This is a genomic window from Streptococcus oralis subsp. oralis (assembly GCF_002096435.1).
In the GTDB taxonomy this organism is placed as follows: domain Bacteria; phylum Bacillota; class Bacilli; order Lactobacillales; family Streptococcaceae; genus Streptococcus; species Streptococcus oralis_AA.
On sequence record NZ_NCUI01000023.1, the window covers coordinates 19,459 to 39,911 of the forward strand.

19 protein-coding genes, 3 pseudogenes, 1 riboswitch and 2 other annotated features (1 of these 25 running past the window's edge) are annotated in these 20,453 nt (G+C 43.5%); of the genes and pseudogenes, 12 read left to right on the forward strand and 10 right to left on the reverse strand.

Annotated features, from left to right (window positions below; genetic code table 11):
* Position 1: 1 nt before the first annotated feature.
* The 3 genes and pseudogenes from B7723_RS02440 to B7723_RS10355 all read right to left on the reverse strand — a co-directional run.
* A complete protein-coding gene (locus B7723_RS02440) occupies positions 2 to 238 on the reverse strand; it encodes a plasmid replication protein (RefSeq protein WP_084849265.1) in 237 nt (78 codons plus the stop codon).
* A pseudogene (locus tag B7723_RS10530) lies at positions 231 to 629 on the reverse strand (DNA replication protein). The gene B7723_RS02440 and the pseudogene B7723_RS10530 overlap by 8 nt, the downstream one beginning before the upstream one ends.
* Positions 603 to 926: pseudogene (locus B7723_RS10355) on the reverse strand (IS6 family transposase); the annotation flags it as partial. The pseudogenes B7723_RS10355 and B7723_RS10530, both read right to left, overlap by 27 nt.
* Positions 927 to 965: 39 nt before the next feature.
* Here B7723_RS10355 and pnuC point away from each other — a divergent pair.
* Positions 966 to 1,472: pseudogene (pnuC, locus tag B7723_RS02450) on the forward strand (nicotinamide riboside transporter PnuC); the annotation flags it as partial.
* A gap of 33 nt (positions 1,473 to 1,505) precedes the next feature.
* Here the strand turns inward: pnuC and B7723_RS02455 are convergent.
* Positions 1,506 to 1,838: a hypothetical protein gene (locus tag B7723_RS02455; RefSeq protein ID WP_049484637.1), complete on the reverse strand. Its 333-nt coding sequence runs from the start codon at positions 1,836 to 1,838 to the stop codon at positions 1,506 to 1,508.
* A 26-nt stretch (positions 1,839 to 1,864) separates the two neighbouring features.
* Entirely contained in the window at positions 1,865 to 2,419 is a 555-nt protein-coding gene (locus B7723_RS02460) for a TetR/AcrR family transcriptional regulator (protein ID WP_084849287.1), read from the reverse strand.
* A gap of 132 nt (positions 2,420 to 2,551) precedes the next feature.
* Here B7723_RS02460 and B7723_RS02465 point away from each other — a divergent pair, with 132 nt between their 5' ends.
* Positions 2,552 to 3,442, forward strand: coding sequence for a cation diffusion facilitator family transporter (locus B7723_RS02465; protein WP_084849264.1), 891 nt, complete (start codon positions 2,552 to 2,554; stop codon positions 3,440 to 3,442).
* A 35-nt stretch (positions 3,443 to 3,477) separates the two neighbouring features.
* On the opposite strand, the gene galR is transcribed toward B7723_RS02465, so the two are convergent.
* Positions 3,478 to 4,482, reverse strand: a complete 1,005-nt coding sequence (gene galR / locus B7723_RS02470) for a DNA-binding transcriptional regulator GalR (protein WP_084849263.1) — start codon at positions 4,480 to 4,482, stop codon at positions 3,478 to 3,480.
* A 270-nt stretch (positions 4,483 to 4,752) separates the two neighbouring features.
* Between galR and B7723_RS02475 the strand changes: the two genes are divergently transcribed.
* From B7723_RS02475 to B7723_RS02485, 3 genes are all read left to right on the forward strand, one after another.
* Positions 4,753 to 5,931 carry a galactokinase gene (locus tag B7723_RS02475; protein ID WP_084849262.1) on the forward strand — a complete coding sequence of 393 codons (1,179 nt, stop codon included), beginning with the start codon at positions 4,753 to 4,755 and terminating at the stop codon, positions 5,929 to 5,931.
* A gap of 18 nt (positions 5,932 to 5,949) precedes the next feature.
* Positions 5,950 to 7,431 (forward strand): UDP-glucose--hexose-1-phosphate uridylyltransferase, encoded by a 1,482-nt coding sequence (locus tag B7723_RS02480; RefSeq protein ID WP_084849261.1) that lies wholly within the window; start codon positions 5,950 to 5,952, stop codon positions 7,429 to 7,431.
* Positions 7,432 to 7,500: 69 nt separating this feature from the next.
* A complete protein-coding gene (locus B7723_RS02485; protein ID WP_084849260.1) occupies positions 7,501 to 7,905 on the forward strand; it encodes a PaaI family thioesterase in 405 nt (134 codons plus the stop codon).
* A 32-nt stretch (positions 7,906 to 7,937) separates the two neighbouring features.
* On the opposite strand, the gene B7723_RS02490 is transcribed toward B7723_RS02485, so the two are convergent.
* The 4 genes from B7723_RS02490 to B7723_RS02510 all read right to left on the reverse strand — a co-directional run bounded on the left by B7723_RS02490 (position 7,938) and on the right by B7723_RS02510 (position 11,596).
* Positions 7,938 to 9,200, reverse strand: a complete 1,263-nt coding sequence (locus tag B7723_RS02490) for a nucleobase:cation symporter-2 family protein (protein WP_084849259.1) — start codon at positions 9,198 to 9,200, stop codon at positions 7,938 to 7,940.
* Positions 9,200 to 9,781, reverse strand: coding sequence for a xanthine phosphoribosyltransferase (locus tag B7723_RS02495; RefSeq protein WP_084849258.1), 582 nt, complete (start codon positions 9,779 to 9,781; stop codon positions 9,200 to 9,202). The genes B7723_RS02490 and B7723_RS02495 overlap by 1 nt, the downstream gene beginning before the upstream one ends.
* Before the next feature lie 360 nt (positions 9,782 to 10,141).
* A riboswitch (purine riboswitch) is annotated at positions 10,142 to 10,237 on the reverse strand.
* 133 nt (positions 10,238 to 10,370) lie between these two features.
* Complete coding sequence (locus B7723_RS02505; RefSeq protein WP_000386235.1) at positions 10,371 to 10,757, reverse strand: bleomycin resistance protein; 387 nt, start codon at positions 10,755 to 10,757, stop codon at positions 10,371 to 10,373.
* 11 nt (positions 10,758 to 10,768) lie between these two features.
* The gene (locus B7723_RS02510; RefSeq protein ID WP_084849256.1) at positions 10,769 to 11,596 is read right to left on the reverse strand and encodes an exodeoxyribonuclease III; all 828 of its coding nucleotides are present in this window, start codon (positions 11,594 to 11,596) and stop codon (positions 10,769 to 10,771) included.
* A 133-nt stretch (positions 11,597 to 11,729) separates the two neighbouring features.
* Between B7723_RS02510 and B7723_RS02515 the strand changes: the two genes are divergently transcribed.
* The 7 genes from B7723_RS02515 (at position 11,730) to trpB (ending at position 20,254) form a co-directional block, all read left to right on the forward strand.
* Entirely contained in the window at positions 11,730 to 12,185 is a 456-nt protein-coding gene (locus tag B7723_RS02515; RefSeq protein WP_000675318.1) for a DUF3290 family protein, read from the forward strand.
* Complete coding sequence (locus B7723_RS02520) at positions 12,182 to 12,817, forward strand: DUF421 domain-containing protein (RefSeq protein WP_084849255.1); 636 nt, start codon at positions 12,182 to 12,184, stop codon at positions 12,815 to 12,817. Before B7723_RS02515 ends, B7723_RS02520 begins: the two co-directional genes overlap by 4 nt.
* A 206-nt stretch (positions 12,818 to 13,023) precedes the next feature.
* A complete protein-coding gene (locus tag B7723_RS02525; protein WP_084849254.1) occupies positions 13,024 to 14,769 on the forward strand; it encodes an ABC transporter ATP-binding protein in 1,746 nt (581 codons plus the stop codon).
* On the forward strand, positions 14,759 to 16,501 hold the full coding sequence (locus B7723_RS02530) for an ABC transporter ATP-binding protein (RefSeq protein WP_084849253.1): 1,743 nt from the start codon (positions 14,759 to 14,761) through the stop codon (positions 16,499 to 16,501). The genes B7723_RS02525 and B7723_RS02530 overlap by 11 nt, the downstream gene beginning before the upstream one ends.
* A gap of 183 nt (positions 16,502 to 16,684) precedes the next feature.
* A complete protein-coding gene (locus tag B7723_RS02540) occupies positions 16,685 to 17,377 on the forward strand; it encodes a sugar transferase (protein WP_084849251.1) in 693 nt (230 codons plus the stop codon).
* A 42-nt stretch (positions 17,378 to 17,419) separates the two neighbouring features.
* Positions 17,420 to 18,649 carry a DegT/DnrJ/EryC1/StrS family aminotransferase gene (locus tag B7723_RS02545; protein ID WP_162279201.1) on the forward strand — a complete coding sequence of 410 codons (1,230 nt, stop codon included), beginning with the start codon at positions 17,420 to 17,422 and terminating at the stop codon, positions 18,647 to 18,649.
* 39 nt (positions 18,650 to 18,688) lie between these two features.
* Positions 18,689 to 18,913 (forward strand) — a binding site (T-box leader).
* A 162-nt stretch (positions 18,914 to 19,075) separates the two neighbouring features.
* Positions 19,076 to 20,254: a tryptophan synthase subunit beta gene (gene trpB, locus B7723_RS02550; protein WP_045592556.1), complete on the forward strand. Its 1,179-nt coding sequence runs from the start codon at positions 19,076 to 19,078 to the stop codon at positions 20,252 to 20,254.
* Positions 20,251 to 20,453 (forward strand) — a binding site (T-box leader); it runs 23 nt beyond the window's last position. Its footprint overlaps the gene before it by 4 nt.

Here is a 20,453-nt window from a genome sequence, read left to right on the forward strand (position 1 = left end):
GTTACTGGTCTAACAAATTAGTTAGTTTTTCTATTTGTTGGTCTTTGGTATTTGATTTGCTACTACTTTCTACTTTACCAAAAATTATTTTTTCTGCTTTAGAATTTATTAGATTAGACCCATTGGAACTTTTAAGCTGTAATTCTTTTGGTAACCTTTGGTAGTGATATTGAATATTTTGTTTTGTAACACTCAACTCATCCGCCAGCTCTTTGATCGTTTTTAAGTCTTCACTCATGGTTTAAGTCCTGCCTTTTAACCGTTGGTATATATTGTTCAATGGCTTTTTTGAGGTAGCGTGCGATATTATGCTTAGAATATTCTTCACGTCTGCTGGCAACATAAGACAAGCGGTCTTTAACACTATTTAGCCTTCTTAATTCTTTCAGTTCGTCATAGAGGGGGTAAACATGGACTTGCAATCCTGCCATGATTTTTGTATCTTACATTTCAAACGGACTTAGCAACATATTTTCTAGCAATAGCGTGGTGTACTTGCTTTTCATTGCTTCAATAGCTAGCTTATCTTCGGTTTCTGCTTTGCATGCTTTATCTTCTTGATAGGCGGTATCTTCTAACTTATAGCTGTTATCGTCTGCTCGACGTTTCTTTCGTAACCAGATATCCAATGTTAAACCGTCCGCATCAATCGCTCGATAGAGATAATGCCAACGCCCCTTAATTTTGATATAGGTTTCATCCATTTTCCACGAATAGAAGGACTGTTTATTTTTCTTTTTCTAGAGATGATAGAGGATTTTACTGTATTCTTGAACCCACCGATAAATCGTAGTGTGACAAACATTTATTCCACGGTCATAAAGCAATTCCTGAACTTCACGATAGATCAGATTGTAACGTAGGTAATAACCAACAGCGACAATGATGACGTCTTGTTGGAATTGTTTGCCTTTAAAATGATTCATCTCTCAAGCCTTACTAACCTTTTTTCTGCTCTTTGAGAAGCTGAAGGTCGAGCAAGTAATTACCTTTTTGGTTTGATTAACTCTGTCATTTACCTTATCTTGGCTTTGCAGAAAGGCTTTTATGGTGAGGTGCTGACGACACTTTACTTCACGGCCATGCAGCCAATTGGACTTCTAGTGTGGATCTACCAGGCGCAGTTTAAAAAGGAAAAGCAGGAGTTTGTCGCGCGTAAACTGGACGGCAAGGGTTGGACCAAGTATCTTTCTATTAGTGTTCTTTGGTGGTTGGTCTTTGGGTTCATTTATCAGTCTATCGGAGCCAATCGTCCTTATCGCGATTCTATCACAGATGCGACCAACGGGGTAGGGCAAATTCTCATGACAGCTGTTTACCGTGAACAATGGATATTCTGGGCAGCTACCAATGTCTTTTCAATCTATCTCTGGTGGGGAGAAAGCCTGCAAATCCAAGGGAAATACCTGATTTACTTGATCAATAGTCTAGTTGGTTGGTATCAATGGAGCAAGGCCGCAAAGAGTGCTTAAAAAGTAAAAAAGGATCAGATGATCCTTTTTGTGTTAGAGCAAAATGAATAATATCGTAATGACAATAGCGGTCGTTATGCGAACGATGTGGTGCGATATATGTTGACCTTCTTTCTGTTGGCCGTTCCAGTAGGCACCATAGCAGACGATACTCGAGCCCACAATCCATAGAAGAATGGTTGCAAGTGGGACGAAGTAAAAGATGGCTAGAGCCAGAGAGGTGAGACAACTGCCGACCAAGATGCACGTGTTTCCCAGACTGTAGTTTCTTTGTTTTATGGCTGAAAAAGCAGCTGCAAGGTGAAGCAATGAGAAGGCGAGAGCTAGTACAATTGTTAGTATTCCTAGAATCATCGAAGTTAACATAGTTGGTTCCTTTCTGAGTTACAGGCTTAGTTATCAAGTGGAGTTGTAGAGGTCATCTCCATTACATCAAGGTAAAATCTCACTACTTGGTCTTCTGTATAACATTTTCCTTTGTTTAGCCACCAAGTTAGGGTCTCGATAAAGTTCGTCACAACAAAATGCTGAAGGTAGGAGGCCGGAATGTTTGGATAGGCCTCTTGCAAGTCCTCCGCCACCATGGGATAAACATGGTGTTCGAGTTCCTTGTGTAGTTGGCGTAGGAAGTAGTCGTTTTTGGAAAAAAGGAGACTGGTGACATGGTCCTGGTTTTTCTGAAAATGTAAAAAGATATGTGCGAGGTAGTCTTCTGTAGTTAAGTGTTCTTCCCTTTCAAAGAGATGATGAAAGAGGTAGCGACAGAGTTCATCTAAAAGCAGTTCTTTGCTCTCGTAGTGACAGTAAAAGGTCGAGCGCCCAACATCTGCCAAGTCAATGATATCTTGGACAGTAGTAGCATCATAGCCCTTGTCGTTCAAAACTTGTAAAAAAGCTTGATAAATGGCTTTTTTCGTCTTGCTGACTCGACGGTCTCTTTTTGGCATATAGACACTTGAGACAAACTGTTCAGAACTGAACATGGCTGACAGTTTGCTTCTATCCTTTCTTTGGATTTTATTAGATAATACAAATGAAAGAAGTATGTATATACCCATTATACCAAAGGAGGGAGAGAAATGAGTTCTAAAACATCTATCTGGCTAGCTTTTTTCTTAAATTTAAGCTATGCGATTGTTGAGTTTATCGCAGGAGGAATCTTTGGGTCAAGTGCTGTTCTTGCTGATTCTGTTCATGACTTGGGAGATGCTATGGCCATTGGCCTATCAGCCCTTTTAGAAACAATTTCCAATCGTGAAGAAGATGGACAGTACACCTTGGGTTACAAACGATTTAGTCTTTTAGGGGCTCTGGTGACTGCTGTGATTCTTATCACAGGATCCATCCTAGTGATTTTAGAAAATATAACTAAACTTTTTAATCCACAACCTGTTAATGATGAGGGCATCCTCTGGCTAGGAATCATTGCAGTAAGTATCAATGTGCTAGCTAGTCTGGTAGTTCGTAAAGGAAAGACAAAGAACGAGTCAATTTTGAGCTTGCATTTTTTGGAAGACACTCTTGGTTGGTTGGCTGTCATTCTAATGGCGATCATCCTCAAATTTACAGATTGGTATATCCTTGATCCACTCTTATCTCTTGTCATTTCTATCTTCATTCTAACAAAAGCCATTCCTCGCTTTTGGAGTGCACTCAAGATTTTCTTGGATGCTGTGCCAGAAGGGGTCGAGACAAGTGATTTGGAGAAGGATTTAGAGGCTCTACCCAATGTCAACAGTGTTAACCAACTTAGCATTTGGTCCATGGACGGTCTAGAGAATAATGCTATTGTCCACATTTGTATTAAGGACTGGGAACAGATGATGGAAACCAAAGAAGTGGTGCGTCAATTTTTAGAAGAAAGAGGCGTGCAGAATATCACTATTGAAGTGGATAGCAGTCAAAGCAATCATGCGCAACATAAACGGAGGATAACAGCCTTGGAGCAGAACCATCCTCATCATCACTAGAAAAAACGACCTCTTGTTGAGGTCGTTTTAATATCTTATTCATTTCTCGTACTTTCTCTCAGAGTCAGTCTGGTTCCCAGCATGGTCAGGCTAGGAATTTTTCGTCCATGAAGGACTTCTTTATTAAGAATATCCATACCTGCTCGGCCCATCTCCTCAGTATAGACTGTGATGCTAGATAGGGGTGGATAGACCTGCTTGGTCAGGCTAGTGTCATTAAAGGAGATAAGGCTAACGCGATCTGGTAGACTGATTCCAGATTCTTGGAGCGCACGGAGGGCGCCGATGGCTAAACTATCGCTGGCTGCGAAAAATGCTGGAGGGAGCTGATCCCCCAACTTGTGAATGGCCTCCTTCATCAAGTCATAGCCAGACTGAGCAGTAAAGCTCCCCTGAAAGACCAGTTCTTCATGGTAGATACCATTTGCTTGGGTAATGTCTTTGAAATTTTCTAGCCGCTTATCCTGGATGATTTCTTCTTGGTCGGTTGTTTCTTCAAGACCGGTGAGAATCCCGATACGATCAAGCCCTTGACTGAGGAAATGGTCTACAACTTGTTTCACAGCAGTGTAAAAATCCGTGATAATACAGGTATGACCTAATGAGAGGGTATCGCTGTCTATAAAGACTAAAGGTTTTTGGTATTCTTCAAAGGCAGAAATCTGAGCTCGGCTGAACTTTCCGATACAGAGAATGCCAATCACTTCCTCGCTCAGGGTAAAAGGATGGTCATTAAAATAGCGCAAGATGTCATAGTCCAACTCTTGGGCTCTTTTTTCAATACCGAGACGAATCTGATAGTAGTAAAGGTCGTCCAACTCCCCTTGTTCGCTGACCCATTGGATAATGGCAATCTTTTGCTTGGGTTTGTGGGATTCGCCTGTCTTTAGATGCTTAGTATAGCCCAGCTCTTCAGCGACAGTTAAAATACGGTGTCTGGTTTCTTCTGTAACAGATAGGCTCTGGTCGCGATTGAGGACACGAGATACGGTCGCGATAGAGACAGAGGCTAGCTGTGCGATGTCTTTTAATGTAGCCATAAATCCTCCTCCTTTTAGGTTAGTATATCATATTTTTCTGCTTTTTACTGATAGTTTAGTAAAAGTTTAGTAAAAAGGGTTGACCTTGGCAAATGCCTTGGATACAATAGAAGAAAACGATTACACGTTAATACTCTTCGAAAATCAAATTCAAACCACGTCAACGTCGCCTTGCCGTACTCAAGTACAGCCTGCGGCTAGTTTCCTAGTTTGCTCTTTGATTTTCATTGAGTATAAGGTGACTTAACGGACAGTTAAAGGAGAATTCATATGACACAACATCTTACTGCTGAAGCCCTTCGCAAAGACTTTCTTGCCGTTTTTGGTCAAGAAGCAGACCAAACTTTCTTTTCACCAGGCCGTATCAATTTGATTGGTGAACACACGGACTATAATGGCGGTCACGTTTTTCCTGCAGCTATTTCCTTGGGGACTTACGGCGCAGCTCGTAAGCGTGACGACCAAGTTTTGCGTTTCTACTCAGCCAACTTTGAGGACAAGGGCATCATCGAAGTTCCTCTTGCTGACCTCAAATTTGAAAAAGAGCACAGCTGGACCAACTATCCAAAAGGGGTTCTTTATTTCTTGCAAGAAGCTGGACATGTGATTGACAAAGGGTTTGATTTTTATGTTTATGGGAATATCCCAAATGGTGCTGGCTTGTCTTCATCAGCATCTTTGGAACTTTTGACAGGGGTTGTGGCAGAGCATCTCTTTGGTTTAAAACTGGACCGTTTGGATTTGGTTAAAATCGGAAAACAAACAGAAAATAACTTTATCGGAGTCAACTCTGGTATCATGGACCAGTTTGCTATCGGTATGGGGGCTGACCAACGTGCTATTTACCTAGATACCAATACCTTGGAGTACGACTTGGTGCCACTTGATTTGAAGGACAATGTCGTTGTTATCATGAACACCAACAAACGCCGTGAACTGGCGGACTCTAAGTACAATGAACGCCGTGCTGAGTGTGAGAAAGCTGTGGAAGAATTGCAAGCTGCCATGGATATTCAGACCTTGGGTGAATTGGATGAGTGGGCTTTTGACCAATACAGCTACCTGATTAAAGACGAAAATCGTTTGAAACGTGCTCGCCATGCTGTGCTTGAAAACCAACGTACCCTCAAAGCACAAGCAGCTCTTCAAGCAGGAGATTTGGAAACATTTGGACGCTTGATGAATGCGTCACACGTTTCTCTGGAGCATGATTATGAAGTAACTGGCTTGGAATTGGATACCCTTGTTCACACAGCTTGGGATCAAGAAGGTGTTCTCGGTGCTCGTATGACAGGGGCTGGTTTTGGTGGCTGTGCCATTGCCTTGGTGCAAAAAGATGCTGTTGAGGCTTTTAAGGAATCTGTAGGCAAGCACTACGAGGAAGTAGTTGGATATGCTCCAAGCTTCTATATCGCTGAAGTTGCAGGTGGCACTCGCGTCCTTGACTAGTTAAAAGGAGGCTCTATAGTGACCTTAGTAGATAAATTTGTAACACATGTCATTTCTGGAAGTTCATTTGAGGAAATGGATCGAATCTACCTAACCAATCGTATTTTGGCGCGAGTGGGTGAAGGTGTTTTGGAAGTCGAGACTGATCTGGATGAGTTGATTGACCTCAAGGACCAGCTGGTTGAGGAAGCGGTTCGATTAGAGACGATTGAGGATAGTCAGACTGCGCGTGAAATCCTTGGTGCTGAACTGATGGACTTGGTAACCCCTTGTCCAAGTCAGGTCAATCGTGACTTTTGGACAACCTATGCTCACTCTCCTGAGCAGGCGATAGGGGATTTTTACCAGCTCAGCCAGAAAAACGACTACATCAAGCTCAAGGCTATTGCTAAGAATATTGCTTATCGCGTTCCATCAGACTATGGAGAGCTTGAGATTACCATCAACCTCTCTAAGCCTGAAAAGGATCCAAAGGAGATTGCGGCAGCTAAATTGGTGCAAGCTAGCAATTATCCCCAGTGTCAGCTTTGTCTAGAGAACGAAGGCTACCATGGTCGGGTTAACCATCCAGCTCGTAGCAATCACCGCATTATCCGTTTCGAAATGGCGGGTCAGGAGTGGGGCTTCCAGTATTCGCCCTATGCTTATTTTAATGAGCACTGTATTTTCTTAGATGGCCAGCATCGTCCCATGGCCATTAGTCGTCAGAGTTTTGAGCGTTTGTTGGCTATCGTAGAGCAGTTTCCTGGCTATTTTGCAGGCTCTAATGCCGACCTTCCGATTGTGGGGGGCTCTATCCTGACTCATGATCACTATCAGGGAGGTCGTCACGTATTTCCTATGGAATTGGCTCCCTTGCAAAAGGCTTTCCGATTTGCTGGTTTTGAGCAGGTCAAGGCTGGGATTGTCAAGTGGCCAATGTCAGTGTTGCGTCTGACCTCGGATTCCAAAGAAGATTTGATCAATTTGGCGGACAAGATTTTGCAGGAATGGCGTCAGTATTCAGATTCTAGTGTGCAGATTTTAGCAGAGACAGACGGGACACCGCATCATACCATCACACCCATTGCTCGTAAACGTGATGGACAGTTTGAGTTGGATTTGGTCTTGCGGGACAATCAGACCTCCCCAGAGCATCCTGATGGTATCTATCATCCTCACAAGGATGTCCAACATATCAAGAAGGAAAATATCGGCTTGATTGAGGTCATGGGCTTGGCTATTCTTCCACCACGTCTGAAAGAAGAAGTGGAGCAAGTAGCTAGCTACCTCGTGGGAGATGGTGATATAGTTGCCGACTATCATCAGGGATGGGCAGACCAGCTCAAAGCCCAACATCTGGACCTAGCAGATAAAGAAAAAGCCCTTGAAATTGTCAAGGACTCTGTGGGTGACATCTTTGCACGTGTTCTGGAGGACGCGGGGGTTTACAAGCAGACGGAACAAGGACAGGCAGCCTTTATGCGCTTTGTAGAACAGGTCGGAATTTTGCTGGATTAGGAGCCTTTTCCTTGCACAGTCCTATAAAAAGTAGTATCATAGTGTCGTTTGAACTATCAGGAGGAAACGATGAAAGATTTTCATTTTGATGCTATATCAGCCTTTGAAAATTACGAAATAGAACAAATGAGAGATGGTCATGTTGTGGTGACGACGAAAGTGGTGGACTCGTCGCTCAACTACTATGGCAATGCCCATGGTGGCTATCTCTTCACCCTTTGTGACCAGATCAGTGGTTTGGTGGTTATCTCGCTGGGGCTTGATGGAGTGACGCTCCAGTCCTCTATCAACTACCTTAAGGCTGGAAAACTCGACGACGTGTTGACCATTAAAGGAGAATGTGTCCATCATGGTCGCACAACCTGTGTCGTGGATGTCGATATTACCAATCAAGAAGGCAGAAATGTCTGCAAAGCCACCTTTACCATGTTTGTCACAGGCCAGCGATCAGAAGACAGACAGGTGAGGATATAGATAAACAAAAAAGAGGCTCGCACCTCTTTTTCTTATTTCTTTTTCCGGTTTAGGACGGCATTGAGTACAATGGCCAGTAGGCTGGCTACGACGATTCCGTTTGAAAAGAACATTTGGAAGGCTGTCGGCATACTGACGAAGAGATTACTGTTGTTTAGACCTACACCTGCAGCGATTGATACAGCTGCGATAAGGAAGTTGTGTTCATTGTTAGCAAAGTCAACGCGGGCGAGTATTTGCATCCCTTGAAGGGAAACAAAACCAAACATCACCAGCATGGCCCCTCCAAGGACAGGGCTTGGAATGATTTGGGCGAGGGCTCCAAACTTAGGAAGGAGTCCAAGGAGAACTAAGAAACCAGCTGCGTAGTAGATTGGCAGACGGGTTTTGATACCTGATAATTTAACCAAACCAACGTTTTGTGAAAATCCTGTATAAGGGAAGGTGTTAAAAATTCCTCCGAGAAGTACGGCCAGACCTTCTGCACGGTAACCGTTGCGAAGGCGCGTGCTGTCGATTGGGTCATTGGTGATATCAGACAAGGCTAGGTAAACACCAGTCGACTCAACCATAGACACCGTTGCAATGATACACATCATGACAATAGAGGAGATTTCAAAAGTTGGCATCCCAAAGTAGAGTGGAGTTGGGACATGGACAAGCGGTGCTGCTGCAACAGGGGAGAAATCAACCAAGCCCATGGTAGCAGCAATGGCAGTTCCAACAACCAGACCAATCAAAATGGAGATAGACTTGATAAATCCTTTGGTAAAGATATTGATCAAGAGAATAATCAGAACTGTAATAGCAGCAAGCAAGAGACTTTGACCAGTTGGCTCTGGAACGTTATTTCCCATATTTCCAATAGCGACAGGAATCAAGGTTAAACCAATCGTGGTAATAACAGAACCTGTTACGATAGATGGGAAGAGATTGGCCACTTTTGAGAAAATACCTGAAATCAGAACCACATAAATTCCTGATGCGATAAGGGCACCAAACATAGCCCCACTACCATGACTTTGCCCAATCATAATCAAGGGAGCGACCGATTGGAAAGCAACACCGAGAACGACTGGGAGTCCAATACCAAAGTATTTGTTGAGTTGGAGTTGAAGGAAGGTTGCCACTCCACACATGAAGATATCTGTAGAAATTAGGTAAGTCAACTGTTCAGCTGAATAGCCAAGAGCTGTCGCAATCATAATAGGAACTAGGATAGATCCTGAGTACATGGCGAGTAAGTGCTGCAAGCCAAGAACGGCTGCTTGCGAGTGTTTTTCTTGTTGTTGCATTAGAGATCTGCCTCCTTAAATACGACCTGACCATTTTCAAAACGATCCAAGCGAGCCAGTGATAGGACTGGATACCCTGCTTTTTCAAGCAAATTACGACCATCCTGGAAAGATTTTTCAATCACGATACCAATCGCTTCGACTTTTGCTCCAGCTTGTTCGATGATTTGGATCAAGCCTTTGGCAGCTTGGCCATTAGCAAGGAAATCATCGATAATCAAGACCTTGTCCTCTGGTGAGAGGAATTTTCCAGCGATAGAAACGGTGCTGGTCACCTGCTTGGTAAAGGAGTAGACTTGGGCGGTTAAGATACCTTCGTTCATGGTGATGTTTTTAGCTTTCTTGGCGAAAATCATGGGAACGTTTAAGGCTTCAGCTGTAAAAATAGCTGGTGCAATGCCTGACGCTTCAATCGTTACAACCTTGGTAATGCCAGCAGAAGCGAATTTGTCCGCAAATACCTTACCAATCTCTCGCATCAAGCTAAAGTCAACTTGGTGGGTTAGAAAGGAATCCACCTTGAGGATATTATCACCCAAGATATGCCCATCCTCGAGGATGCGCTCTTCTAATAATTTCATAAGACCTCCTAAAGTCTAAAAGCAAGTTTACTTGTTGGTTAAATATTTCTATAGTGAACCAGTTTGCTAGTACTATATATTTGATAAAACTAGTACGAGCGAAGCGAGTTTTATCAAATATTTCCCGCCGTAGTGGTATCATAGACAATAATCTTGTTATTGTCTATGACGGGATTTTTGAGACTTTTGGCTCAAAAATTAGGGATGAAATTCCGAAGGAAGTTGCTCCCGTCCGCACTAATTAAGGGAAATATTAAAAATATTTAGTTTACACTTAAAGGCGTGATTTAACAAAAATATTCAAAAAGGACCTACTTAATCCCCTAAGTAAGTCCCCAAAATAGGCATGGCCAACACCATACCTTCAGCTGACATACTCATTGTTAGGTGTTCCGGCACCTTGTAGAGACGTCGTGCCAATTCACGACATAAACAAGTAAAATGATATTCAATTTTAAATAGGCTATTGCCAATGTTTTTATTTTACACCAATTAGCTTTATAAATCAAATATTTTGTTAGCAAATAAATCATAAAAGCGAACGAATAAAAGGCTGCAATGCTAGATAGTATTGTAGCCTTTTATTCTTCTATTCGCTAAATCTTAAAAAATAGCCATCTGGATCCAAAACTGCAAATTCATGAGGGTAAATAAAGCTATCTCCCACTCGAAATTCTCTTTTGGTCAGCGGACGATAAATAGGATAGTCAGCTTCCAGCAGTTTTTGGTGGAGCTGAGGGACATCTTCAATGCCAAAGGAAATATTGACACCGCGCCCGAAAGGATAGGTTAGTTGGGCTAATTCTTCTGTGCTGCCTTCTTCTAGCATAAGTTGGCAGTCTTCAAGCGAGAGGAAGAGAAATTTCTCCTCTGGACGCTCGTATTCGACAGAAAATCCCAGCAAGTCGCAGTAGAAGTGGCGTGACTTTTCGAGGTCAGATACTACAAATTCAGGAATGACAGCTTGATAGTCCATTAGCTTTCTCCTTAGAGCTCAATCTCCATGACAATGGGTGTGTGGTCTTGGCGCGCACCAGAGTCAATCATATCAGACTTAGTTACTTTGTCAGCGATGCGGTTACTTGTGAGCCAGTAGTCGATTCTCCAGCCTGTATTGTTGATTTTAGAAGTCTTGCTGCGTTGTGCCCACCAAGTGTAGCGTTCTGGAACATCGCCATGAACATGACGGAAAGTATCTGTAAATCCAGTTGCCAAAAGGTTGGTAAATCCAGCACGTTCCTCATCGGTAAATCCAGGTGAACGGCGGTTGCTGGCAGGGTTTGCAAGGTCGATTTCCTTGTGAGCTACGTTGTAGTCTCCAGTCGCAAGGACTGGTTTTTCTTTGTCTAGTTGCGCCAAATACTCAGCGTATTTGACATCCCAGACTTGGCGTTCTTCCAAGCGTTTGAGCCCATCGCCAGCGTTTGGAGTATATACTTGGGTCACGAAAAATGCATCAAATTCCAAGGTGATGATGCGGCCTTCCAAGTCCATGGTAGAAGGGGCACCGATTTCTGGGAAGCTGATCGTTGGTGTGAGTTCTTTTTTATAGAGGAACATGGTTCCAGCGTAGCCTTTGCGGGCAGGTTCTTGAGAGGAACGCCAAGTGTTTTCATAACCTGGGAAGAGTTCTTCAAGTACTTCTAGGTGTTTCTTTGTAGGGCCCTTGGCAGAAAGCTTGGTTTCCTGGATAGCGATAATATCAGCATTTTCGGCTACCAAGGTTTGTAGGACTTCTTGGGACAATTTTGCACGAGCTGAGTCACTCGTTAGGGCAGCATTGAGGGAATCAATATTCCATGAGATGAGTTTCATAAAGTTACCTTTTTCATTCAGATTATAGACTATATTATACCAAAAAAAGGCGCATTTCCCCAACGTATGGTTTGAAAAATCACCCTCTTTCGTTTATAATTAAGAATGATTTTATGAAAGGGAGTGAAAATACATGAAATTCTATTCTTATGACTATGTCCTCAGCCAAATTGGTCAGCAAAATGGCATCATGATTGCTTTAGGGATTGTCCTGTTAGCTGTGACAGGATTTTTAGCTTTTAAGGCTTACCATGATAAAAAGGGCACCAAATTTCGTGAGTTGGTCATGATTTCAGCTTTGACCTTATTAGCTCTCCTTTTGGTCAGCATCACGACTTATCAAAACAATCAAGTTTCTAACAATAAATTTCAAGCTTCACTTCATTTCATCGAGCTTGTTTCCAAAGAATTGGGAGTAGACAAGTCAGAGGTTTATGTCAATACTTCTGCCGACACTGATGGCGCACTTATCAAGGTCGGAGATCGCTATTACCGTGCCTTGAACGGAAGTGAGCCAGACAAGTACCTGCTAGAGAAAGTCGAATTGTATAAAACAGATGCAATTGAACTGGTGGAGGTGAACAAATGACACTCAATTATATCGAAATTTTAATCAAACTAGCCTTGGGTCTCTTTTCTCTGGTTTTTGTAATCAATGTGACAGGGAAGGGCAACCTAGCGCCTAACTCAGCAATAGATCAAATTCAGAACTATGTACTTGGGGGTATCATCGGCGGGGTGATTTACAATAGCGCCATCAGTATCCTTCAGTATGCAGTTATCCTGATTATGTGGACCATTCTGGTCTTGACTCTCAAATGGCTCAACAATAATGTTCACTTTGTGAAACGTTTGATTGATGGGAAGCCAACCCTGCTCATCAAAAATGGAAAGATTGATCCAGAAGCCTGCCGTTCGGTTGGTTTATCAGCAGCGGATGTAGCTCTTAAGCTCCGTAGCCAGGGAATTTTCCAAATGAAACAAGTCAAACGCGCTATGCAGGAGCAGAACGGTCAACTCATCGTAGTCCAAATGGGAGATGAGAATCCCAAGTATCCTGTTGTCACAGACGGTGTAATCCAAGTTGAAATTTTGGAGACCATTGGTCGGAGCGAAGAATGGCTGCTTGATAACCTCAGCAAACAAGGGTATGACAATGTGGCCAATATCTTTATCGCTGAGTATGACAAGGGTGCCGTCTCAGTCGTAACCTATGAATAAGAAAAACCTGAGGTCTTGTACTCTTCAAAAATCAAATTCAAACTGCGTCAACGTCGCCTTGCCGTATGTAGGTTACTGACTTCGTCAGTTCTATCTACAACCTCAAAGCAGTGCTTTGAGCAACCTGCGGCTAGTTTCCTAGTTTGCTCTTTGATTTTCATTGAGTCTTGGCCTCAGGTTTCCATTTGCAATCAGAAAGGGATTTTATGTCCATTATTCAAAAACTCTGGTGGTTTTTCAAGTTAGAAAAACGCCGTTATCTAGTCGGGATTGTGGCCTTGGTCTTGGTTTCCGTCCTCAACCTTATTCCCCCCATGGTCATGGGGCGGGTCATTGATGCCATTACATCAGGGCGATTAACCCAGCAGGACCTCCTTCTTAATCTATTTTATCTACTGCTGGCAGCCTTTGGGATGTACTATCTGCGCTATGTTTGGCGCATGTATATCCTTGGAACTTCCTATCGTTTGGGGCAGATCATGCGGTCTCGCTTGTTTGAGCATTTTACTAAAATGTCGCCAGCCTTTTATCAGACCTATCGGACAGGGGACCTGATGGCACACGCCACCAATGATATCAATGCTTTAACTCGTCTCGCAGGTGGAGGTGTTATGTCTGCAGTGGATGCCTCTATCACGGCTCTGGTGACTTTGCTGACTATGCTCTTTAGCATTTCTTGGCAGATGACTCTGGTTGCCATTCTTCCCTTGCCTTTCATGGCTTATGCGACCAGTCGTCTAGGGAGAAAGACCCACAAGGCCTTTGGTGAATCACAAGCTGCCTTTTCTGAACTCAATAACAAGGTGCAGGAGTCTGTATCGGGTATTAAAGTGACCAAGTCTTTCGGTTATCAGTCAGATGAGCTTGAGTCTTTTCAAGCAGTCAATGAATTGACCTTCCAAAAGAACCTCCAAACCATGAAATACGACAGTCTCTTTGACCCCATGGTTCTCTTGTTTGTAGGTTCATCCTATGTTTTAACCCTTTTGGTCGGTTCTTTGATGGTTCAGAAAGGGCAGATTACAGTTGGGAATCTGGTTACCTTTATCAGCTACTTGGATATGCTGGTTTGGCCTCTTATGGCTATCGGTTTCCTCTTTAATATCACTCAGCGAGGCAAGGTTTCTTACCAACGGATTGAGAAACTTTTGTCTCAGGAATCACCTGTACAAGATCCTGAGTTTCCTCTGGATGGTATTGAAAATGGGCGCTTGGAGTACGCCATTGACAGCTTTGCCTTTGAAAATGAGGAGACACTGACGGATATTCACTTTAGTCTGGAAAGAGGACACACCTTGGGCTTGGTCGGACAGACAGGCTCTGGGAAAACATCCTTGATCAAGCTTCTCTTGCGTGAATACGATGTGGATAAGGGAGCTATTTATCTAAACGGTCACGATATTCGTGACTATCGTCTGACAGACCTTCGTGTTCTCATGGGCTATGTCCCTCAGGACCAGTTCCTCTTTGCGACCTCGATCTTAGACAATATCCGCTTCGGCAATCCGAACTTGCCCCTTTCAGCAGTTGAGGAAGCGACTAAGCTAGCTCAAGTTTACCAAGATATTGTAGACATGCCTCAGGGCTTTGATACGTTGATCGGTGAAAAGGGAGTCAGTCTTTCAGGTGGTCAAAAGCAACGTCTGGCTATGAGTCGGGCTATGATTTTAGATCCTGATATCTTGATTCTAGATGATTCCTTGTCCGCCGTGGATGCCAAGACAGAGTATGCGATTATCGACAATCTCAAGGAGACGCGGAAGGATAAGACAACTATCATCACAGCCCATCGTCTCAGTGCGGTTGTCCATGCAGATCTGATCTTGGTTCTACAAAATGGCCAAATCATCGAACGGGGTACGCACGAAGACCTGCTAGCTCTAGATGGCTGGTATGCCCAAACCTACCAGTCTCAGCAGTTGGAAATGAAAGGAGAAGAAGATGCAGAATAAGAAAGAACAATGGGCTGTATTGAAGCGCTTGATGTCCTATCTCAAGCCCTATGGCCTCCTGACCTTTTTGGCACTCAGTTTTCTCCTTGCGACTACGGTCATTAAAAGTGTCATTCCCCTTGTGGCTTCCCACTTTATTGACCAGTACCTCAGCAATCTTAATCAACTGGCCGTGACCGTTTTGCTGGCCTACTATGGCCTCTATATCCTGCAAACTCTGGTCCAGTATGTCGGAAATCTTCTCTTTGCGCGGGTGTCCTACAGTATTGTCAGAGATATTCGTCGCGATGCCTTTGCCAATATGGAGAAACTCGGCATGTCTTATTTTGACAAGACGCCAGCAGGTTCCATCGTTTCTCGTTTGACCAATGATACCGAGACCATCAGTGATATGTTTTCAGGGATTTTATCCAGCTTTATTTCAGCAGTTTTCATCTTTCTGACAACCCTGTATACCATGTTGGTGCTGGATTTTCGTTTGACAGCTTTAGTTTTGCTCTTTCTACCCTTGATTTTCCTTTTGGTCAATCTCTATCGGAAAAAGTCAGTCAAGATTATCGAAAAAACCAGAAGTCTCTTGTCGGATATCAATAGTAAGCTGGCAGAAAACATCGAAGGAATCAGGATTATCCAGGCCTTTAATCAAGAGAAGCGCCTGCAAGCAGAATTTGATGAGATTAACCAAGAACACTTGGTCTATGCCAACCGTTCTGTAGCCTTGGATGCCCTCTTTTTGAGACCTGCCATGAGTCTGCTGAAACTCCTAGGCTACGCCGTTTTGATGGCTTACTTTGGTTACCGTGGTCTTTCTATCGGGATAACAGCCGGAACCATGTATGCCTTTATCCAGTATATCAACCGTCTTTTTGATCCCCTGATTGAGGTGACGCAAAACTTTTCAACCCTTCAAACTTCCATGGTGTCTGCAGGTCGTGTCTTTGCTTTGATTGATGAGACGACCTATGAGCCTCTTCAAAAAGATGGGCAAGCCAAAGTTCAAGAAGGCAATATCCGTTTTGAACATGTGTGTTTCTCATATGACGGTAAACATCCGATCCTGGATGACATTTCCTTTTCAGTTAAGAAGGGTGAAACCATTGCCTTTGTAGGACATACAGGTTCCGGGAAATCTTCCATTATCAATGTCCTCATGCGTTTTTATGAATTTCAGTCAGGCCGAGTTCTCTTGGATGATGTGGATATCAGGAACTACAGTCAGGAAGAGCTGAGAAAAAACATCGGTCTGGTCTTACAGGATCCCTTCCTCTATCACGGGACTATCAAGTCCAATATCGCCATGTACCAAGATCTTAGTGATGATCAGGTCCAGGCTGCGGCTGCCTTTGTGGATGCAGATTCCTTTATTCAGGACCTTCCGCAGGGTTATGATGCCCCCGTTTCCGAGCGTGGTTCGAGCTTTTCTACTGGCCAGCGCCAGCTTCTTGCCTTTGCTAGAACAGTCGCCAGTCAGCCTAAAATCCTGATTTTGGATGAAGCGACAGCCAATATTGACTCTGAAACAGAAAGTCTGGTTCAAGATTCTCTAGCTAAAATGAGACAGGGGCGGACGACCATTGCCATTGCTCATCGTCTTTCAACTATTCAAGATGCCAACTGCATCTATGTCTTGGACAAGGGGCGCATCATCGAGAGTGGAACCCATGAGGAACTCTTGGCCTTGGAAGGAACCTATCATAAGATGTATAGCTTGCAGGCAGGGGCCATGTCCTAATACTCTTTGAAAATCTCTTCAAACCATGTCAGCTTTATCTGCAATCTCAAAGCTGTACTTTGATTTTCATTGAACATCAGAAGGAGATCCTTTAAATTACAGATTTCTTGCACCACCTTTTCCATTTTGTGGTATAATGAAAAATGTTGACAAATAGTATAATAAAAACAAAGGAGAAACAGCATGCTGAAATGGGAAGACTTGCCCGTGGAAATGCAATCAAGCGAGGTTGAGTCCTACTACCAGCTTGTCTCTAAAAGGAAGGGGTCGCTGATTTTCAAGCGTTGCCTGGATTGGGTTCTGGCCCTGTTTTTGCTACTTTTGACTTCTCCCATCTTTCTTATCTTGAGCATTTGGATCAAGTTGGATAGCAAGGGGCCTGTCATTTACAAGCAAGAGCGCGTGACCCAGTACAACCGTTCGTTCAAGATTTGGAAGTTCCGTACTATGGTAACGGATGCGGATAAAAAAGGAAGCCTGGTGACTTCTGCTAACGATAGTCGCATTACCAAGGTTGGAAATTTCATTCGCCGTGTGCGCTTGGACGAACTGCCTCAGCTAGTCAATGTCCTTAAAGGTGAGATGTCCTTTGTAGGCACACGACCTGAGGTGCCACGTTACACCGAGCAGTATAGTCCTGAAATGATGGCGACCTTGCTCTTGCCAGCTGGGATTACCTCTCCAGCCAGCATCAACTACAAGGATGAGGACACGATCATCAGTCAAATGACGGAGAAAGGTCTGTCAGTTGACCAGGCCTATGTAGAGCATGTCCTTCCTGAAAAGATGCGCTATAATCTCGCCTATCTCCGAGAGTTTAGTTTCCTTGGAGACATCAAAATCATGTTTCAAACCGTGTTTGAGGTACTAAAATAAAGTAGTCATGAGAAAATGAGTACAGATAAAAGGAGCAAATCAATGCCAAATTACAATATTCCATTTTCACCACCCGATATTACCGAAGCTGAAATTGCTGAAGTAGCAGATACCCTGCGATCTGGTTGGATCACAACAGGTCCTAAGACAAAAGAACTGGAGCGTCGCTTGTCTCAATACACACAGACGCCTAAGACTGTCTGCCTCAACTCTGCGACTGCCGCTCTTGAGTTGATTTTGCGCGTTTTGGAAGTGGGACCTGGTGATGAAGTCATCGTTCCAGCTATGACTTATACAGCTTCATGTAGTGTCATCACACACGTAGGAGCAACACCTGTCATGGTGGATATTCAAGCAGATACTTTTGAAATGGATTATGACCTGCTTGAGCAAGCTATTACTGAGAAAACTAAGGTGATTATTCCTGTTGAGCTTGCAGGGATTGTTTGCGACTATGACCGTTTGTTCCAAGTCGTGGAGAAAAAGCGTGATCTCTTTACAGCTGCTAGCAAGTGGCAAAAGGCCTTTAACCGTATCGTGATTGTCTCTGATAGTGCCCACGCTTTGGGATCTACTTATAAAGGACAACCAGCTGGTTCTATCGCTGACTTTACTTCCTTCTCATTCCATGCCGTTAAGAACTTTACAACGGCTGAGGGAGGAAGTGCGACTTGGAAAGCCAATCCAGCGATTGATGACGAAGAGATGTACAAGGAGTTCCAAATCCTTTCCCTTCATGGTCAAACCAAAGATGCTCTTGCCAAGATGCAATTGGGTTCATGGGAATACGATATCGTAACACCAGCCTACAAGTGCAACATGACGGATATCATGGCTTCGATTGGTTTGGTACAATTGGATCGTTACCCAGCTTTGCTACAACGTCGTAAGGACATCGTGGACCGCTACGATCGAGGTTTTGCAGGTTCTCGTATCCGTCCATTGGCACACAAGACTGATACTGTTGAATCTTCACGCCACCTATACATCACTCATGTAGAAGGAGCAAGCTTAGAAGAACGCAATATTATCATTCAAGAATTGGCCAAAGCAGGAATTGCAAGTAATGTACACTACAAACCGCTTCCTCTCTTGACAGCCTATAAGAATCTTGGTTTTGATATGGCAGATTATCCAAGAGCCTATGCCTTCTTTGAAAATGAAATTACGCTCCCTCTTCATACTAAACTAAGCGATGAAGAAGTAGACTATATCGTTAAGACTTTGGTGAGAATTTCCGAAGAAATCCTCGGTTCTGGAAAAAAATCATAAAAAATCTTGACAAAAAGCGGACAATAGCATATAATATTCTCAACAAATCAGAAAAGTAGTTATTTTTGATCTTCAGGGAGCCTGTGGTGATTGTGAACAGGTGGTTGAAAGTAGTGAAAGTGGGCTGATTTTAAAAATGAATTTGAAACAATGAAAATTCGGTGCGCACACCTTACAGTGCAACTTGTTGTTAGACAAGGTAGAGATGTAAAGGGAATAGTCCCTTTATAATTGAGGTGGCACCGCGTTACCAACGCCCTCACACAGAGTAATTTTCTGTGTGTGGGCTTTTTCTTTCGGTCATTTTGTTTATCTTTTATTAGGACGTTAAGTCGCTTTGATGAACTTGAGTTCTATCTGCAGCTCCTTGCCTACTACTAAAAGCAAACAAAACGGCCGGATTAATATGGAAAGAGGAAAAATTTTATGACAACTAAAGGATATTTTGGACAATTTGGTGGTAGTTTTGTACCGGAGCCGATTCAGGCTTTGTTGGATGAGTTGGAAGTGACATTTGACAAGTACAAGGATGATCCAGAATTTTTGGCAGAATTTCGCCATTACTTAAAAGACTATTCAGGTCGCGAAACACCACTTTATTTTGCGGAAAGTTTAACAGACCACCTAGGTGGAGCTAAGATTTATCTCAAGCGCGAAGACCTGAACCACCTTGGTTCTCACAAGCTTAACAATGTTTTAGGACAAATTCTTCTTGCCAAACGTATGGGCAAGAAACGAGTGATCGCGGAAACAGGAGCTGGTCAGCACGGTGTTGCGACAGCAGCTGCTGCAGCCAAGTTTGGTATGGCCTGTGATGTCTACATGGGGGCAGAAGATGTGGAGCGTCAACGTCTCAATGTTTTCCGTATGGAGATGATGGGAGCGACCGTTCACGCAGTTGAAACGGGGACACGAACTCTAAAGGATGCGGTCGATGCAGCCTTTGGAGCATGGATGAATGACCTTGAGGCCTTCTACGTTTTGGGATCTGCTGTAGGTCCTCATCCTTATCCTACCATTGTTCATGAGTTCCAAAAAGTCATCAGTGAAGAATCACGTCGTCAAATCTTGGAAAAAGAAGGACGCTTGCCAGATTACGTCATTGCCTGTGTAGGTGGTGGTTCTAATGCTATCGGTGCTTTTTCACAGTATGTGGCTGATGAAGAAGTCAAATTGGTTGGGGTCGAAGCTGCCGGTCACGGACTTGACACAGACAAGCACGCAGCCACTATGACAAAAGGTAGTGTCGGAATTGTCGACGGTATGAAGACTTATGCAGTCTTTAAGGAAGATGGAGAGCTAGCGCCAGTTTACTCTATCTCAGCTGGTTTGGACTATCCAGGGGTTGGCCCAGAACACGCCTACTTTAAAGATTCAGGCCGCGTAGAATACGTAGCAGCGACAGATGAAGAAGCTGTTCAAGCCTTGCTCCTTCTAAGCAAGACTGAAGGGATTATCCCAGCGATTGAAAGTTCGCACGCAATCGCAGAAGCGGTTAAACGTGCACCGAAACTAAGTAAAGATGAGATCATCATCATCAATGTCTCTGGTCGTGGAGACAAGGACGTAGCTGCGATTGCAGACTACCTAGAAGCTAAAAAATAAAAGATGGAAAAATTACAGTCTTTTCTCTCACAGAGAGCTTGTGGTTGCTGGAAACAAGCAGAGAAAGCTGTAAGGTTGGGTCCATTTGAAACGAGAGAAGAAAACATAATTCTCAAGGGAGTGCCCTTTATCGCACAGCCTGTTACAGGAAGGTTCTGAGACAGGAATGAGAGATAGGAGAAATCCTATAATTGAGGTG

Bases quoted from the DNA above. Each gene is read 5' to 3' on its own strand.
- B7723_RS02440 (WP_084849265.1), bottom strand. From the start codon at position 238: ATGAGTGAAGACTTAAAAACGATCAAAGAGCTGGCGGATGAGTTGAGT.
- B7723_RS02455 (WP_049484637.1), bottom strand. From the start codon at position 1,838: ATGTTAACTTCGATGATTCTAGGAATACTAACAATTGTACTAGCTCTC.
- B7723_RS02460 (WP_084849287.1), bottom strand. From the start codon at position 2,419: ATGCCAAAAAGAGACCGTCGAGTCAGCAAGACGAAAAAAGCCATTTAT.
- B7723_RS02465 (WP_084849264.1), top strand. From the start codon at position 2,552: ATGAGTTCTAAAACATCTATCTGGCTAGCTTTTTTCTTAAATTTAAGC.
- galR (WP_084849263.1), bottom strand. From the start codon at position 4,482: ATGGCTACATTAAAAGACATCGCACAGCTAGCCTCTGTCTCTATCGCG.
- B7723_RS02475 (WP_084849262.1), top strand. From the start codon at position 4,753: ATGACACAACATCTTACTGCTGAAGCCCTTCGCAAAGACTTTCTTGCC.
- B7723_RS02485 (WP_084849260.1), top strand. From the start codon at position 7,501: ATGAAAGATTTTCATTTTGATGCTATATCAGCCTTTGAAAATTACGAA.
- B7723_RS02490 (WP_084849259.1), bottom strand. From the start codon at position 9,200: ATGCAACAACAAGAAAAACACTCGCAAGCAGCCGTTCTTGGCTTGCAG.
- B7723_RS02495 (WP_084849258.1), bottom strand. From the start codon at position 9,781: ATGAAATTATTAGAAGAGCGCATCCTCGAGGATGGGCATATCTTGGGT.
- B7723_RS02505 (WP_000386235.1), bottom strand. From the start codon at position 10,757: ATGGACTATCAAGCTGTCATTCCTGAATTTGTAGTATCTGACCTCGAA.
- B7723_RS02510 (WP_084849256.1), bottom strand. From the start codon at position 11,596: ATGAAACTCATCTCATGGAATATTGATTCCCTCAATGCTGCCCTAACG.
- B7723_RS02515 (WP_000675318.1), top strand. From the start codon at position 11,730: ATGAAATTCTATTCTTATGACTATGTCCTCAGCCAAATTGGTCAGCAA.
- B7723_RS02520 (WP_084849255.1), top strand. From the start codon at position 12,182: ATGACACTCAATTATATCGAAATTTTAATCAAACTAGCCTTGGGTCTC.
- B7723_RS02525 (WP_084849254.1), top strand. From the start codon at position 13,024: ATGTCCATTATTCAAAAACTCTGGTGGTTTTTCAAGTTAGAAAAACGC.
- B7723_RS02530 (WP_084849253.1), top strand. From the start codon at position 14,759: ATGCAGAATAAGAAAGAACAATGGGCTGTATTGAAGCGCTTGATGTCC.
- B7723_RS02540 (WP_084849251.1), top strand. From the start codon at position 16,685: ATGCTGAAATGGGAAGACTTGCCCGTGGAAATGCAATCAAGCGAGGTT.
- B7723_RS02545 (WP_162279201.1), top strand. From the start codon at position 17,420: ATGCCAAATTACAATATTCCATTTTCACCACCCGATATTACCGAAGCT.
- trpB (WP_045592556.1), top strand. From the start codon at position 19,076: ATGACAACTAAAGGATATTTTGGACAATTTGGTGGTAGTTTTGTACCG.